The 15,441-nt window shown below is 64.3% G+C and carries 11 protein-coding genes; 1 reads left to right on the plus strand and 10 read right to left on the minus strand.

Going from position 1 to position 15,441, the window contains the following annotated elements; translation table 11 throughout:
* Nucleotides 1-52: 52 nt before the first annotated feature.
* Nucleotides 53-472, plus strand: a complete 420-nt coding sequence (locus NKH05_RS07175) for a VOC family protein (protein ID WP_023718288.1) — start codon at nt 53-55, stop codon at nt 470-472.
* 47 nt (nt 473-519) lie between these two features.
* On the opposite strand, the gene NKH05_RS07180 is transcribed toward NKH05_RS07175, so the two are convergent.
* The 10 genes from NKH05_RS07180 to NKH05_RS07225 all read right to left on the minus strand — a co-directional run bounded on the left by NKH05_RS07180 (nt 520) and on the right by NKH05_RS07225 (nt 15,301).
* On the minus strand, nt 520-801 hold the full coding sequence (locus NKH05_RS07180) for a cupin domain-containing protein (RefSeq protein ID WP_023718287.1): 282 nt from the start codon (nt 799-801) through the stop codon (nt 520-522).
* A gap of 132 nt (nt 802-933) precedes the next feature.
* Complete coding sequence (trxA, locus tag NKH05_RS07185) at nt 934-1,257, minus strand: thioredoxin (protein WP_023677558.1); 324 nt, start codon at nt 1,255-1,257, stop codon at nt 934-936.
* Between the two features lie 73 nt (nt 1,258-1,330).
* Nucleotides 1,331-4,843, minus strand: coding sequence for a double-strand break repair helicase AddA (addA, locus tag NKH05_RS07190; protein WP_352855812.1), 3,513 nt, complete (start codon nt 4,841-4,843; stop codon nt 1,331-1,333).
* Nucleotides 4,840-7,977 (minus strand): double-strand break repair protein AddB, encoded by a 3,138-nt coding sequence (gene addB / locus NKH05_RS07195; RefSeq protein WP_023718285.1) that lies wholly within the window; start codon nt 7,975-7,977, stop codon nt 4,840-4,842. The genes addA and addB overlap by 4 nt, the downstream gene beginning before the upstream one ends.
* Complete coding sequence (locus NKH05_RS07200) at nt 7,974-8,717, minus strand: nucleotidyltransferase family protein (RefSeq protein WP_353010611.1); 744 nt, start codon at nt 8,715-8,717, stop codon at nt 7,974-7,976. Before NKH05_RS07200 ends, addB begins: the two co-directional genes overlap by 4 nt.
* A gap of 50 nt (nt 8,718-8,767) precedes the next feature.
* Nucleotides 8,768-10,279, minus strand: coding sequence for a tRNA (adenosine(37)-N6)-threonylcarbamoyltransferase complex ATPase subunit type 1 TsaE (gene tsaE, locus NKH05_RS07205; RefSeq protein ID WP_352484478.1), 1,512 nt, complete (start codon nt 10,277-10,279; stop codon nt 8,768-8,770).
* 8 nt (nt 10,280-10,287) lie between these two features.
* Nucleotides 10,288-12,849, minus strand: a complete 2,562-nt coding sequence (locus NKH05_RS07210; RefSeq protein WP_352484479.1) for a sensor histidine kinase — start codon at nt 12,847-12,849, stop codon at nt 10,288-10,290.
* A 188-nt stretch (nt 12,850-13,037) separates the two neighbouring features.
* On the minus strand, nt 13,038-14,438 hold the full coding sequence (gene ahcY, locus NKH05_RS07215; RefSeq protein ID WP_352495247.1) for an adenosylhomocysteinase: 1,401 nt from the start codon (nt 14,436-14,438) through the stop codon (nt 13,038-13,040).
* A 168-nt stretch (nt 14,439-14,606) separates the two neighbouring features.
* Nucleotides 14,607-14,903 carry an HPr family phosphocarrier protein gene (locus NKH05_RS07220; RefSeq protein ID WP_023718281.1) on the minus strand — a complete coding sequence of 99 codons (297 nt, stop codon included), beginning with the start codon at nt 14,901-14,903 and terminating at the stop codon, nt 14,607-14,609.
* Nucleotides 14,900-15,301, minus strand: a complete 402-nt coding sequence (locus tag NKH05_RS07225; protein WP_353025199.1) for a PTS sugar transporter subunit IIA — start codon at nt 15,299-15,301, stop codon at nt 14,900-14,902. The genes NKH05_RS07220 and NKH05_RS07225 overlap by 4 nt, the downstream gene beginning before the upstream one ends.
* Nucleotides 15,302-15,441 lie beyond the last annotated feature (140 nt).

The raw sequence follows: 15,441 nt of genomic DNA on the forward strand, positions 1-15,441 counted from the left end.
CACCCGGGCCATGATGACGCCACACCTATCAGATCACCGCGAGGAGCCAATCATGATCAAGGTAAAGCAGCTCGCTCACGTTTGCATTTTCGCGAATGACCTGGAGAAGACGCGAAGCTTCTATCGGGACGTCCTCGGCATGGATACGCAGTTCAATTTCCTGCGCGACGGCAAGATTTTCGGCTTCTATCTCAATTGCGGCAGCCGTAGCCATGTCGAAGTGTTCCAGAAAGACGGCGCGAGCTATAGCGACTTGAACCAGATCAACCACTTCTGCCTCGAAGTGGAAAACATCGACGCCGCGATCGCCCATCTGAGGTCAGAGGGGGTTGATGTCACTTCCAAGAAACGCGCGTGCGATGACACCTACCAGGCTTGGATCCGCGACCCCAACGGCGTGAAGATCGAACTGTTCGAATACACTGAGAAAAGCGCACAATTCGTCGGCGGCGATCGCATCGCGGATTGGTGATCGCGCCTCGCCGGACAATTGTAGCGGCGCAGCCGATGGTTGGTGGACTACTTCAGCTCGACCTCGATGAAGGCGAATTCGCCATCGTTTGCGCTGATGACGTCATGTTCGACGCCCTCATTGCGGAAATAGGGCGCGCCCTTCTTCATTTCGGCGAAGGATTCGCCATCCTTGGTCAGGAGCTTCACCTTGCCGTCGGTCAACGGCACGATCACATAGTCGTGGCCATGGCGGTGCCAGCCGGTGTTGTCGCCCGGGGCGAAGCGGTATTCGGTGACGATGACGCGCTCATTGTCGATGAAGACGGTGGCCTTGGCGGATCCGGTCATATCGCTTCTCCTTTGTATTCAGAAGAGAAGAATACGGGGCGGCAAGCCGCGAGTGCCAGAGCGGCCCACCAATGACGCCAGCAAAAGAAAGCCCGGCGCGAGGCCGGGCTTTTCTGCAAAATTTTGATCGGATCAGGCGAGACTGCCGTTGATCCAGTGCGACAATGCCGTTTTCGGCGCAGCACCGACCTTCATATCGGCGACTTCGCCGCCCTTGAAGATCATCAGCGTCGGGATCGAGCGCACGCCGAACTGCGCGGCCAGCTCAGGATTCTCATCGATGTTGAGCTTGGCGATCTTTATCTTGCTGCCGAGTTCGATGGCGATATCCTCAAGCGCCGGGGCGATCATCTTGCACGGGCCGCACCATTCCGCCCAGAAATCGACCACGACCGGCTCCTTGGCGTTGAGCACGTCGGCCTGGAAATTGCTCTTGTCGACCTTGACGGTGGCCATGCTGAGATCCTTTCGATTTGTTCGTCGCACCAAATGTGGTGGTGATCGTGTCCGTCTTCAAGCAAGTGTTGTGTCACGCTCCCGTGAGTCTAGCAAGCGCGTCGTCCATTGCGGCCGCCGGCGGTTCGATCAGCCGCGGCGCCTCGGTGAACAGCAGCGCCGCCGAGACCTCGCGTCCCGGATAGAGCGGCTGAAGCAGCGCGCGATAAAGTGCGAGTTGCAGAACATAGGCTTGCGGCACTTCGGCGAGCGTAGCTGGCGCTGGCCGATTGGTCTTGTAGTCGACGATCGAAACCTTGTCCGGCGTTACTGCCAGCCGGTCGATCTTGCCGGAGATCGAGCGCAGTTTGCCCCTCACCTCCAGGCTGCCCATGATGGCGACTTCAGCGCGCGAGTTTGGTGCAAACAGCGGCGCGAAGCGGCTGTCGGCAAGAATTCTGGAAACGCCAGCCAAGGCTTTGTCGCGCTCGTCTTCAGGCCATTGAGCTCCGGCGCGCGCCAAATAGCGCTCGGCGGCATCCTGGCGTTTTCCCTCGGCGATGCCGGGCAGCATCTGCAGCAATTTGTGCAGCGCCAACCCGCGAATCACGGCAAAGCCGGGCTCGGCGTCGGCATCCAATACCGGCGAACGCGTGTCGGCCACCGCTTGCCGCGCCTCGTCGATCAGCACCGAGGCGCCGGACGGCGAGAGCGGCCGCGGCAGTTCCTCGAAAGGCGGCAAAGGCTGGAACAGGGTTTCCGGCAGTGGCGCAAAGCGTTCCGCCTGCCGTGCCTCATCCACTGCCGCCAGTGGCATGGGCGGCAGCTTCGTCACCTGGAAACGATGCACGGTCTCGCCAGTGGCGGGATGCCGGCGTTCCGCGCTTTCAGCGGCGCCGACCAGCGCGCGGCTGACGACCGAATGCCAGGTGCCGGTATTCTGCGCCCGCTTGCCATGGTAGCCGCAGACGATCAGCCGATCCTCGGCGCGAGTCATGCCGACATAGAGCAGCCGGCGGTATTCGTCGTCGGCGAGCTCGCGGGCGCGGGCCGATGCGGCGCGTGAAAATCCATTGGCGACATCGCTGGCCGACCGCCAGAGATAGCCCTTGCCCTCCCAGCAGTCGCCCGACCCTTCGAACGGCATCAATCTCGGCAGGTGCTGGTCGCTGAACGGCGCGGAGCCGCCATCGACCAGGAATACCACCGGCGCTTCCAGGCCCTTGGCGGCATGCACGGTCATGACGCGAACCTCGTCGCGGGTCTGGTCCATTTCGCGCTTGATCTCGGGGCCGGCGTTTTCCAATGTCGACAGGAAGGATTCCAGTCCCGGCAGGCCGGTCCGCTCCTCGGCCAGGCAGAAATTCAGGAATTCGTCGAGGATGTCGCCGGCCTCCGGACCGAGCCGCGCGATCATCTTCTTGCGCAGGCCGTCGCGGGCGAGAGCTCCGGCGTAAAATTCGAACACCGGCTTGAATGCGACTTCGTTCGACCATGTGTCGAGCCGGCTGACGACGGCGGCCAACGCCTCGCTTTCGCCGGCATGCCGGCGCAGCGAGGCGAACAGCGAGACGCCCGACGGCCTCTCGGCAGCAAGCGCGAAAAGCTGCTCTTCCGAGACATCGAAGATCGGGCTGCGCAGCACGGCGGCCAGCGACAGATCGTCCTGCGGCTGGATGAGAAAATGGCCGAGTGCGATCAGGTCCTTCACCGCGATGTGGCCGGGCAGGCTGAGCCGGTCGGCGCCGGCCACCGGAATGTCGCGGCGCTTCAGCGCCCGCGTCAGCGCATGGACGAAGCGATCGCGCTTGCGCACCAGCACCAGCACGTCGCCGGGCCGCAGTTTCTTGCCGCGGCCTTCGATAGTCTCGCCGCCGCCGATCCAGCCGGCAATGGTTGCCGCGACGTTTTCAGCGACGCGTACTGCCGGCGCATGGGCATGGTCGACCGCTTGCGTCCAATCGTCTGGTTCGTCGACGACATCGGCGCCGATCGACGGCCAGACCTCGACATAACCCGGCGCATCGGTGCGGATCGCCTTGTGGTCGAGCGGATCGGGATCGTGGCTGATGCCGCGCCGCACGTTCGGGTCGGCAAAGACACGATCCACCGCCGCGAGCACGTCGTCGGTCGAGCGGAACGACCAGGTCAGCTTGAGATCGGCGAAGGCGGCGGCGGCGCTTCTAACTTTGCCGGCAAACAAAAGCCGGCTGTCAGCAAAGGAATCCGGGGCGGCCCCCTGAAAGGAATAGATCGACTGCTTTTCGTCACCGACCGCAAAGATGGTGCGGTGGACGGCGTCGCGGGCGCCGAGCCCGGCAAAGAACTCCTCCGCCAGCCGCTTGACCACGTCCCACTGGTCGGGACTGGTGTCCTGCGCCTCGTCGAGGAGGATGTGGTCGATGCCCTGGTCGAGCTTGTATTGCACCCATGGGCCGGCGTCGGGCCGCGCCAGTAGATTGACAGTGCGGGTGATCAGGTCGTTGAAGTCGAGGAAGCCGCGGGCGCGCTTCAATTGCTCGTAGCGGGCGATCAGCCAGTCGGCGATGGTCAGCGCGGCACGCGTGCCTTCCAACATCCTGAACAAGGCCAGGCGGTCGGAGATTTCGAGAATGGCGTCGACCGCCACGAGATAACGTTCGGCAAGATCGGGCAGCCGGTCGAGCAGCGCCTTCTTGAACGTCTTTGCCGGATCATAAGGCTCGCCATCGGCCCTCAAGAAAGCCTTGGAGAGCAAATTCAGGCGTCGGACCGGATCGTCCTCGGCAAAGGCAAGACGGGCGTATGGCAGCAGATTGTTCAGCACGATGCGCGCATCGGCGGCCTCGGCCGCCCGTGAAAAGGTGACGAGATAATCCGGCAGGAAGCCGGGCAGCTGCCAGACCGAGGCGGCGATGCCTTCGGCGGTCTGGCCGGCGCGGAAATGGAACTCGTCGAACAGCGCCTGAAAACCATCGCCGCCGGCCGCGGCGATGAAGGTGCGCAAACCGTCGCGCTTGCGCACGATCTCGCCTAGCAACGCGTCGAGCCCATGTTCGCCGCCGCGCTCCAGCACGGTGGCGAAAGCCTCGGCCAGTGCCGCATCGCCTGCAACGCCGCCGGAGATCATGTCGCGGCGGGCGGCGGCGAACAGCGAAGCCTCCATTTGCGGATCAAGCATTTCGAAATGCGCCGGGATGTTGGCTTCCAGCGGGAACTGATGCAGCACCGATTCGCAGAAGGCGTGAATGGTCTGGATCTTCAGCCCGCCCGGTGTTTCCAGCGCCTCGGCAAACAGCCGCCGCGCCTGGCGCATGGTTTCGCGGTCGGGCTGGCGGCTGTCCAGCGCCTCTATCCGTGTCGAGAGCTCGGCATCACCAAGCGCCGTCCATTGCGACAGGGTCGAAAACACCCGGTTCGACATGTTGGCGGCGGCGGCGCGCGTATAGGTCAAGCACAGGATCTTGGACGGATCGGTGCCGCGCAGCAAAAGCCGGATGACGCGCTGGGCGAGCACATGGGTCTTGCCCGATCCGGCGTTTGCCGACACCCATGCGGAGTTATGCGGGTCGGAGGCGCTCGCTTGGCTGGCGGCGGTGTCGCTCGGGATGGGATAGGCCTTCTTCACGCCTCCCCTCCCTCCTCGTCGGCGTCGCCGCCGGCGGACCATTCCAGCACGCGGGCGAGATGGTCGTAGTCGCCGTCGGTCTCACCTTCGCGGAACGGCAGCGCCCGCGACAGATAGCCGGTCGCCGGGTCGGCGTAGTGGATCAGCAGTTTTTCCAGCCGCGCCCAAGCCTCTTCCGCGAGATCGGCGGCGGTTCGCGGCTTGCGGTTGTATTCGAGGATCGATTCCTCGAACACCTCTCCGTTCGGCTTCAGCCGCACGAAGGCCAATTGCGACGGCTCGCATGCGCCAAGCTCCTTGAAGGCGCCGCGACGCAGCAGCGCGCCCTCCAGCGCCAGTTGCGGCGCGAGCAGCGTGTGCGCCTGCGCTTTGGATGGCGAGGAGCCGGTCTTGTAATCGAGGATGTCGGCCATGCCGCCGGCCAGCAGATCGATGCGATCGGCATAGCCGGACAGGGTCACGCCGGATCGGCCGACGCCGGTCTTTTCGGCGCGTTCCTCGGCGTGCCGCCGTACCACGGCGGCGGCCCGGCCGCGCTCCCATTCGATAATGCCGGCGGCAAGCTTTTCGAAGCGCGGCCACCACACCGCCTCGACATCGGCGGGCAGGGCAGCCTCGGCAAAGCAGGACCGGCCGGCGGCGATGAGCCCGTCCAGCGCCTCCGGCGCGCGCGGGTCGGCCACCCTCGCTGAGAAGAGGTGCAGAATGGCGTGAAACAGCGTGCCGCGCTCGGCAGCGCCCGGATCACGAACGACCGGATCGAGTGGCATCAGGCCGAGTATCCTTCTGGCATAGACCGCATATGGGTCGCGACGTAGCGTCTCGATCTCGGTGACCGAGAAGTGGTGCGGCCGCAGGGCGAGCGGCGGTTTCGGCTGCGGCCTCGGCGCAAAGTCCTGCTTTTCGCCGGCATCAAGCGCACGCGCCCAGGCAAGCAGTTCATCGCCGCGCCGGCGAAGTGCCACAGCATGGTCCTCGCCGACGAAGGTAAGGATACGCTGCAGCCAGCGCGACGGCACCGACGGAGCGTCGCCGGAACGGGCGGAGCGAGCCAGCACCACTTTTTTGGCGCCCATGGCCATCTGGAAATCATGGGCGGCAAGGCCGATGCGCCGCTCCGGCGGTTCAAGATCGATGCCGGTCTTCATCAGCCGCGACATAAAGCGGTCACTCTCCGGCTTGCGCGGCCACACGCCTTCGTTGAGTCCGCCGACGACCAGCGTGTCGATATCCTGAAGCCGCGCTTCCAGCACGCCCCAGATGGCGATGCTCCTGTCGGTGCCCTGCGCCGGCTTGACCATTTCGGGCGCAATCAGCGCCTCCATCACATCGGGCCATTCGTCCGCGGCGAAGGAGAACGACACCGAGGCCGCGACCAGACCGCGCAAGAGCTCGGCAAGCTTTTCACCGGCATCGCCGGCATAGAGTTCGCTGAGGCTTCCGTCAGCAGCGCGGCCGAGGCTTTCGAGCACGCCGACACTGGCGCGCACAAGCGTGGCAAGATCGGCATTCTCCTCGCCGCGAAAGGCAACCAGCGGCGCCAGCGCAGCCGTTAGCCGGATCAGCAGATCGCGCGCCTGTTCGATGCGCCTGACCGAGAGGCGCGATCGCCAGAAAGGCGGGCGGCGATTGCCGCCGTCGTCGAATTCGGCAAGCCGGGCACCGAAGAGTTGCGGCAGCGACGCGACGTCCGGGCGACCGGTGCCGCCGCGCAGCGCCACGAGTTCGACGATTTCGGCCGCATGGCGGACGCTTGCCCGCTCCAGGCCGAGGCCAAGCAAGGGATGCTTGAGCAGTGACAGCAGGGCGACCGGATCGCCCGGGCGGAACGCCGCCTGAAGCGCCAGCCGGAGCAGGCTGGCGGCTGGCGTGTTGATGAGCGGCGTGCCGCCGGAATCGTCGGCGGCGACGCCGAAGCGCAACAGCTCGACCGAGACGCGTCGCGCCAGCGCGCGGTCGCCGGTGACCAGTGCGGCGCGCTGGCCGGGCCGTTCGACGGCCTGTTTGAGCGCAACGGCGATCGCCACGGCTTCGTCGCGTTCGCTGGCGGCCTCGAGAAGCGTCACACCAGCGAAGGCCTCGGCACTATCGCCAGCGGTGAAGCGCGCGCGCGTCTCGGCCCAGAGCTCGGTGGTCTCCGCCGGCCGCAGCGCCTCGCCGACAAGTGCGGCGCGCAGCGCAAGTGGCCGCGGCGCAACAGCAAGCTCCCCGACATCGGCCCGAAGCACCCCGATCTTGCCGATCAACTTTGCCAGGCCGTATTGCGGATGGCCAAGCAAAGCCGGCCGCGCACCAGGTGCACTGACGGCGGCAAAGGACGGCTCGTCCAGCGTCCGGTCGAGGCCGGGCAGCACAACAGCGCCATTGGGCAGACCGGCGATTACGGCAAGCAGCTCGGCCGTGGCGGGGATGGAGCCGGTAGAGCCGGCGGCGATCACCGGCCCGGCGGGTGGATTGCGCTTCAGCCGCGCCGCTTCCAGCCTTATCAGGGCATTGCGATGCGCTGCCGGATTGGAGCGACGGCGTTCCTCGAGCAGCTTCGGCCAGTTCTCAGTCACGATGGTCAGGAAATCGAGCGTCACCTGCCACCAGCCTGCAAGGTTGCCGGTTACAAGGTCGGCGAGCCTCGCCCAATCCGTGCCTTCCGTCTCGATCTCATCCATCAGCCGTGCAAGGTCGCGCGCCAGCCAGATGGCGTCGGCGGCGGAGGCCGGGATGACGATCTCCTCGTCGAACAATGCCGCGACATGTGCCGGCAGGCGGCGTTTCCACGCCCGCACCAGCGGCGCAAGCAGCAGAAGACGCTCGACCGCGGCGATCGGCGGCGCAAAGTCGATGGCGGCCGAAGCTTCCGTCTCGAAGGCGGCTTCATCTTCATCAAACTCACCAAGTGGGCGGATGACCGGCAGGATCGCCGAACGGCTTCCCGAGCGCGAGAGAGCATCGACGAAGACGCCGCGGAGCGCCCGCGCTGCACGGCGCGTCGGCACGTAGATGGTGAGATCGGCCAGCACCAGCGGATCGCCATCATAGGCAAAGCCCGGAACCAGGCGCCCTGCAAGCAGCGCCTCGGCCAGCGTCGGCAGGAACGGCGCTCCGGGCGGGATCGAGAAAACGCGGCGGGAGCCGCTCATTTCGACTCGGTAAGAGCGCCGGGTGCCTCAGCAAGAGCATCAGGCGTGCCGGCAAGCGCGGCGGCGACCGCTGCTTCCGCCCGCGGGATCGCGTCGGGTTTACCGACAGTGATCCAATGGCCACGCATCGTCATGCCGAACAGGCGGCCGGCGGCGATTGCCGCATCGAAATAGGCGTTGAGCGACAGCGGGCCGGCCGGCGCGTCCTTGAAGATGCGCGGATGGACGATTGCGGCGCCGGCATAGATCAGGCCGGCCGGATCGTTGTTCGCACGCCGCAACGCGCCGTCCGGCGCCATCAGGAAATCGGTGCCGCCGCTATGTCCGGTTGCCGACTGGAGATCCGCAAGCATCAGCAGAATGTCCATTGTCGCGCCCTCCCATGCAAGGGCAAGTCGCCTGAGATTGGAAACGCCCCTGTCGATCCAGAAGGTGTCGGCGTTGAGCACATAGAAGGGTGCCCCTAACTTGGGCAATGCCTTGACGATGCCGCCGGCAGAGTCGAGCAGGCCGCTGCTCTCATCCGAGATGACGATTCTCGGCGCACTGCGGCGGGCTACATGGTCCACGATCTGTTGCGGCAGGTAATGGACGTTGACGACGGCCTTGGCGACACCGGCTTCGGCTAGGCTGTCCAGCCCCCAGTCGAGCAATGTCCTGCCGGCGACCTTGACCAGCGGCTTCGGCATGGTCTCGGTGATCGGCCGCATGCGCTTGCCGAGCCCGGCGGCAAGCACCATGGCGGTCGTCGGCATCGGTCCCGACGCTTTCAGGCCCAAATCCTTAGCCTTCAAATCGAGCGTTCCTCCAGCAAGCCGTGGGCGATGTAGAAATCCTGCAGCCCGGCCAGCGCCGGATGCGCCAGCGCCCGGCGAAGATAATCGCGGATGCGCGGCAGATGCTTCAGATAATAAGGCTTGCTGTCGCGTTTTTCGAGCCGCACGAAAATGCCGAGGATCTTGGAATTGCGCTGTGCGGCCATGATTGCATAGGTTTCGCGGAATTCGTCTTCGTCGAAGACGCCGGCGTCGCGTCGCGCGGCGATATAGGCGGCGAGCGTGTGCTTTTCGATTTCAGGTGAAATGGTGACGCGCGCGTCCATGGCGAGCGAGGCGACGTCGTAGGCTGACGGACCGATGAGCGCATCCTGGACATCGACGACGCCGAGACGATCGTGACCGGAACGGTCACCGCGCCAGATCAGGTTGGGCGAATGGAAGTCGCGCAGCATTAGCGTGTATTCGCGCCCCTCGAGCCGATCGAGCACCGCATTCCATTCGCTGCGATAACCGGCGCGCAACGCCTCGCTTGGCGGAGCGCCTGATATCGCAGGGACATACCAGTCGACCAGCAATTCGGCCTCGATCATCATGGCGTCGCGATCGAAAGGCGGCACCTCGTGGAAGACGCCGGGGCCGGCCTGCATGCTGGCCGGCCATGTTTTGCCGTGCATCATGGCAAGCAGTTCGGCCGCCGCCGCGTAGCGCTCGGCCACCGGCTGGCCGCGCTTGTCCAGGAACCCTTGGGACCCGAGATGCTCCAGCAGCAGAAAACCCTGGTCGAGATCCTGAGCATGGATTTCCGGGACGCTGACGCCGCCGGCCCGCAAGGCACGGTCAATGGCGACGAACGCCGAAACGGATTGCGCGGTGTGGGCGATCTCGGCATAGGGTTTGCCGTCGCGGACTGGCGGTCCGAGCACCAGCCTTGGCGAGTTCATCAGCACGCGCGGCGGAAATCCGGCGAGCGTGACGATCTCGTAGGAGCGAGCCGAGGCATCACCGATGAAATATCGCCGCTGCGCTTCGCCCCAACCGGCCTGGCCGAGAAAATCGCGCATGGCCAGCGATCGCGCCGCGCGCTCGAAGGCGGCGCCCCCTCCCGATAGTCTCGCCAATCGGCCGTCGCCCTGCTGGAGAAGTTCGACCAGCACCGAGGTTTTCGGCAAATATGCCTCTGCCCGTTCCGGCCATTCGACCAGTGCGGCCCCTTGCGTCAGCGCCTCGTCGAAACCCAGCTCGTCCAACTCGGATGCCGCGCCCAAGCGGTAGAGATCGAAATGATGGACCGGCACACGCGTGTCGTAACTCTGGACCAGCGTAAAGGTCGGGCTCGGCACGTCGAGGCCGGCATCGTCGGCCAGTGCCTTGACCAGCGCCCGCGCCAAGGTCGACTTGCCGGCGCCGAGATCGCCCTTGAGAGCGAGCACGTCGCCAATGCGCAGCGACATGGCGAGGTCCTCACCAAGCCTTGCCGTCGCAGCCTCGTCGGCGAGAAAACGCTCCAGCACCAATACCGCCATCGAACGCGCTACTCGGCCGCCGCGCGGATGCCGGACGGCGTGTCGGGAAAGGCGCAAACAACCGTAGTGCCCTTGTCCCTGCCGGTCTCGATGCGGACGCTGCCGCCATGCAGTTCGACAAAGCTCTTGACGATCGACAGGCCGAGCCCGGCGCCGCGGCGGCGGCCGCCATTGGTGCGCGGCTCGAAGCGCCGGAACACCGAGTCAAGCAGGTCCGGCGGCATGCCAGGGCCGTCATCGTGAACGGAAAATTCCACGCCGTCGGCAAGTTGGCGGCAGGCGAGCGTTATGGTGCTCGCCTCCGGCGCGTAATTGGCGGCATTGCTGAGCAGATTGTAGAGGATCTGGCGGACCCGGATTTCGTCGCCGTGGAAGGTTTTCGGCGCGGCCGCTGCGTCGATCCTAAGCTTGATCGCATGTTCCTCCAGTCGGTCGGCGACCAGTTCGGCGGCGGCTGTAATGGTTCGATCGATGTGAACTTCGGAAATGTCGAGTTCCATGATGCCGGCATCCACCGTCGCCAGATCGAGGATGTCGTTGACGATGGTGAGCAGGACCGAGGAGGACGAGCCGACATGCCCGATATATTCGCGTTGCTTCTGGTTCAATGGACCAGTCGACGGCAGTGAAAGAAGCTCGGTAAAGCCGATGATGTTGGTGAGTGGCGAGCGCAGCTCATAGGAGACGTGCTGCACGAATTCGTTCTTGATCTGGTCGGACTTTTGCAGCGCCTCATTCTTGTCCTTCAGCGCCCGCTCGACATTGACGCTGTCGGTAACGTCGACGAAGGTCATCATCACCTGGCCGTTGGGCAAGGGGATGACGGCGTAGCGCAAAACGGTGCCGTTGTTCAATTCGGTCTGGCCGTGGCGGTCGCGGCGCTCGTCGTCGAAGCCGGTGATGGCGGCAACGAACCCGCCCCACGGACTGTCGACGGCACGGCGGTCGCAAAGGTCGCGGATCGTCGAGACATGGACGTTGGGTTTTGAGGCATCGGCATCCAGCCCCCACAGTGCTGCGAAGGCCGGGTTGGACAATCTCAGCCTGCCGTCGGGACCGAATACAGCGACGCCTTCGGCAAGGTTGTCGAGCGTCTCGCCCTGAACCCGGACGGCGGTCTGGTAGCGGCTTTCAAGGTCCATCTTCTCGGTCAGGTTCTCGAAGACCCAGGTGACGCCGCCCTTGGGCTGCGGGTTGGCGACGACGCGAATGGTCTTGCCGTCCGGCAGATGCCACCAATGCTCCTGCGATTCAACCGCGCGATAAGCGCCGAGCAAGCTCTCTTTCCAGCGCCGCCATTCGGGCTGCTCGGCAATCTTGCCTTCGCTGCGCAGGCGGTCGAGCAGCAAGGCGTTGTCCGGCGCGCTGTGCAGGAAGCCGCTGTCGAGGCCCCATAGTTTCTGGAACGCCTGATTGAAAAACCGCAATTTCTCGTCGGTATCGAAAATCGCCACGGCAGTGTTGAGCTGATCGAGCGTATCGGCGTGGCTCTGCACGGTCCGCTCATACTCGGCGCGAATGGCCTCGATGGCGCTGATGTCGCAGGCAAGACCAGCCGAACCATCCGCCCCGGCAAAGTCGGTCACGGCAAACATACGGCGGTCGCCTTCGATCACAGTGGAGAGCGTCTGTTCGAAGACGGGGTGCGACTTGTGCTGCGCAGCAATCGTGTCGCGCGCCTGGCCGCCGAGGAATTCCTTGCTGTCACGAACCGCCGATTCGGCATTCTCGGCCTCGACCGCTTCGGCATAGGCCCGGTTGACCCATTTCAGCCGCCCGTCGACGGTGCGTAGCCATGACGGCATCTTGAGCGCATCGAGAAGTCCGATCAGCGTCTCATGGTCGGCGGCCAAGCGCTGGTTCTCGATCTTCAGCCTGGCCTGGCTTCGCTGTGTCTCCGAAAGCGAGACGAAGCGAACCAATACATGCGCCGCACTCTTGCGGCCGTGAACCTCGAGCGGCTGGCCGGCCTGCGATTCGATGACCAGATCGAAGGGCTTTGCCTTGTCCCGCAGCGCCGCCACGGCATGTTCCAACGCGGCCGCCGAACGCGGCATCAGCCAGCGGCCGAAAGCCAGGAAGGCCGCCCGGTCCTCCGGCGCGCCGCTCTCGATCGGCAATGTTCCGACAAGCTCGGGTTTCTTGTTTTCGGCGGCCCATACGACCACGCGCTGGTCGCGGGAATGGAGCAGCGCCTCGGAGCGCTGCAGCGCGGCATTGACGTCGGCGATGCGGGTCCTGAGCTCGGCATTTTCCGCCGCGGTGCGCGCCCTTTCGCGGATCAGAAAGATGGCCGACAGCAATGCCGCCCCCATGACGCCGACAAACATGGCGAGTTGCATGACCTCGACCGTGCTGACCGACAGCCCGGCCTTTTGCGCCACGCGGGTTTGGGCATGTGCGGCAAAGCCAAGCAGCGGACCAACCAGCGCGGAAGAAGCAAGCAGCACCCCGACACGGCTGCCGGCACGGCATAAAAGGCTGCCGCCTCTGGCAGCGGAGCCCGTGATCGAATCGTTATGGCCGCCGGAAACGGCCTGTCCCGCGCAAGGCGGGTTATCCCCCGGCATGTCTTGGTCCTCTTCGCCGCCTGAATGCAAGACCGCCCTGATGCGTGCGCCCGGGCCTCGTCCCCGGACCGCGAATCAGCACCATAGCGCTTGCGCGAATCGGCGTGAAGAATCAATCAGCGCAAAAATAAAGCCGGGCGAAAAGTCAATCGCCCGGCTTCAATATCTAGTGGCAAGTTTCGTCGTGGTTAATAGCGGTAGTGTTCCGGCTTGAACGGTCCCTGCGGGGTGACGCCGATATAGGCGGCCTGTTCGCCGGACAGTTCGGTCAGGCGGGCACCGAGCTTATCGAGATGCAGGCGCGCGACCTTTTCGTCGAGATGCTTCGGCAGGACATAGACCTGGTTCTCGTACTGACCGGGCTTGGTGTACAGCTCGATCTGGGCCAACACCTGGTTGGTGAAGGACGCCGACATGACGAAGCTCGGGTGGCCGGTGGCGTTGCCGAGGTTGAGCAGACGGCCTTCCGACAAAAGGATCATCCGCTTGCCGTCCGGGAAGGTGATCATATCGACCTGCGGCTTGATGTTGGTCCATTTCAGGTTGCGCAGCGACGCCACCTGGATCTCGTTGTCGAAGTGACCGATGTTGCCGACGATCACCATGTCCTTCATCAGGCGCATGTGGTCGAGGGTAACGACGTCCTTGTTGCCGGTGGTGGTGATGACGATGTCTGCCGTCGGTGCCGCGTCTTCGAGCGTGACCACCTCGAAACCGTCCATCGCTGCCTGCAGCGCGCAGATCGGATCGACCTCGGTGACCTTGACGCGGGCACCGGCACCCTTGAGCGAAGCCGACGAGCCCTTGCCGACGTCGCCATAGCCGCAGACGACCGCGACCTTGCCGGCCATCATCGTGTCGGTGCCGCGGCGAATGCCGTCGACAAGCGATTCCTTGCAGCCATATTTGTTGTCGAATTTCGACTTGGTGACGGAATCATTGACGTTGATCGCCGGGAACGGCAGCAGGCCTTTTTTCTGCAACTGATAGAGCCGGTTGACGCCGGTCGTCGTCTCTTCGGTGACGCCGCGGATCGCTTCCTTCTGCTTGGTGAAGAAGCCGGGCGATGCCTGCATGCGTTTCTTGATCTGGGCAAACAGGATCTCTTCCTCTTCGCTGCCCGGATTGGACAGCACATCCTCGCCGGCCTCGGCGCGGGCGCCGATCAGGATGTACATGGTGGCATCGCCACCGTCGTCGAGGATCATGTTGGAGGTGCCGCCATCGGCCCACTGGAAGATCTTGTCGGTGTAGACCCAATAATCCTCCAGCGTCTCGCCCTTGACGGCAAACACCGGAATTCCGGCCTCGGCAATGGCCGCGGCAGCGTGGTCCTGGGTCGAGAAGATGTTGCAGGAAGCCCAGCGGATATCGGCGCCGAGCGCCTTAAGCGTTTCGATCAGCACCGCGGTCTGGATGGTCATGTGCAGCGAGCCGGTGATGCGCGCGCCCCTGAGCGGCTTCTTGTCGCCGAATTCCTCGCGGCAGGCCATCAGGCCCGGCATTTCGGTTTCGGCGATCTCGATCTCCTTGCGGCCCCAGCCGGCAAGCGCGATGTCGGCGACCACATAATCCTTGCTACCCGTCATGGCAGTGCTCCGATGCGAATTGATTGCGGGACGCGCCCCGCCCCGAAGGCGTGTGGGAGGGCGCGAGTTGCCGGCCTGACTAGCAGATCGGGAGTCGGACGACAATGGGATATAAAGAAATCTTTATCCGTGCATGTCTTCAGCGGCAACCAACACGAGAGAGCGCCGTCAGCATTCCTCGCCAAAACGGGAAGCAACCAGTTGCTCCAGCGCATCGATGACCTCTTCGGCCTGCGGGCCGCTGGCGGTGACGCGGATCGAATAGCCGGGGCTCGCCGCCAGCATCATCAGGCCCATGATCGAGGTGCCGCCGACCTTGACGCCGTCCTTCTCGACCTGGACCGTGGCATTGAAGCCGCTGGCAATTTGAACGAACTTGGCCGAGGCGCGCGCGTGCAGGCCGCGCTGGTTGACGATCGGAAAGTCGCGAACGATCTTGTCCTTTTCCGGCAACAGCGCGCTCATTTGCTGCTCAGGAGCTGACTGGCGACGTTGATGTATTTGCGGCCGGCAGCCTGCGCCTCATCCAGCGCGGCCGCCATGTTGTCGCCTTTGCGAACGCTGGACAGCTTGATCAGCATCGGCAGGTTCATGCCGGCAATGACCTCGATGCGGCCGGATTCCATCACGGAAATGGCGAGGTTGGAGGGCGTGCCGCCGAACATGTCGGTCAAAACGATGACGCCTGATCCGGTATCGACGCGGCCGACTGCGTCGATAATGTCGCGGCGGCGTTGTTCCATATCGTCGTCGGCACCGATCGCCACGGTCTCGAAACTGTCTTGTGGCCCAACGACATGTTCCACGGCATTGCGGAACTCGGCGGCCAGTTGACCGTGCGTTACAAGCACGAGTCCGATCATTCTTTGGTGGCTCCCGTCATCGCCGCTTCACAGGCGCATTTTATGCTCGCCGACCGTTCCAGGTGGCGGGAGCGCTATCTTGTCGACGCAAGGCCCGTTGACAAGCCCAAAATTGCGCCGGCCCAGACCAATTTGACGCA

Source organism: Mesorhizobium sp. M1399 (assembly GCF_040317735.1).
Lineage (GTDB): Bacteria > Pseudomonadota > Alphaproteobacteria > Rhizobiales > Rhizobiaceae > Mesorhizobium.

Coding starts and splice junctions, on each gene's coding strand:
- NKH05_RS07175 (WP_023718288.1), top strand. CDS start 53: ATGATCAAGGTAAAGCAGCTCGCTCACGTTTGCATTTTCGCGAATGAC.
- NKH05_RS07225 (WP_353025199.1), bottom strand. CDS start 15,301: ATGATCGGACTCGTGCTTGTAACGCACGGTCAACTGGCCGCCGAGTTC.
- NKH05_RS07180 (WP_023718287.1), bottom strand. CDS start 801: ATGACCGGATCCGCCAAGGCCACCGTCTTCATCGACAATGAGCGCGTC.
- addB (WP_023718285.1), bottom strand. CDS start 7,977: ATGAGCGGCTCCCGCCGCGTTTTCTCGATCCCGCCCGGAGCGCCGTTC.
- NKH05_RS07200 (WP_353010611.1), bottom strand. CDS start 8,717: ATGGTGCTTGCCGCCGGGCTCGGCAAGCGCATGCGGCCGATCACCGAG.
- NKH05_RS07220 (WP_023718281.1), bottom strand. CDS start 14,903: ATGAGCGCGCTGTTGCCGGAAAAGGACAAGATCGTTCGCGACTTTCCG.
- NKH05_RS07210 (WP_352484479.1), bottom strand. CDS start 12,849: ATGCCGGGGGATAACCCGCCTTGCGCGGGACAGGCCGTTTCCGGCGGC.
- tsaE (WP_352484478.1), bottom strand. CDS start 10,279: ATGGCGGTATTGGTGCTGGAGCGTTTTCTCGCCGACGAGGCTGCGACG.
- trxA (WP_023677558.1), bottom strand. CDS start 1,257: ATGGCCACCGTCAAGGTCGACAAGAGCAATTTCCAGGCCGACGTGCTC.
- ahcY (WP_352495247.1), bottom strand. CDS start 14,438: ATGACGGGTAGCAAGGATTATGTGGTCGCCGACATCGCGCTTGCCGGC.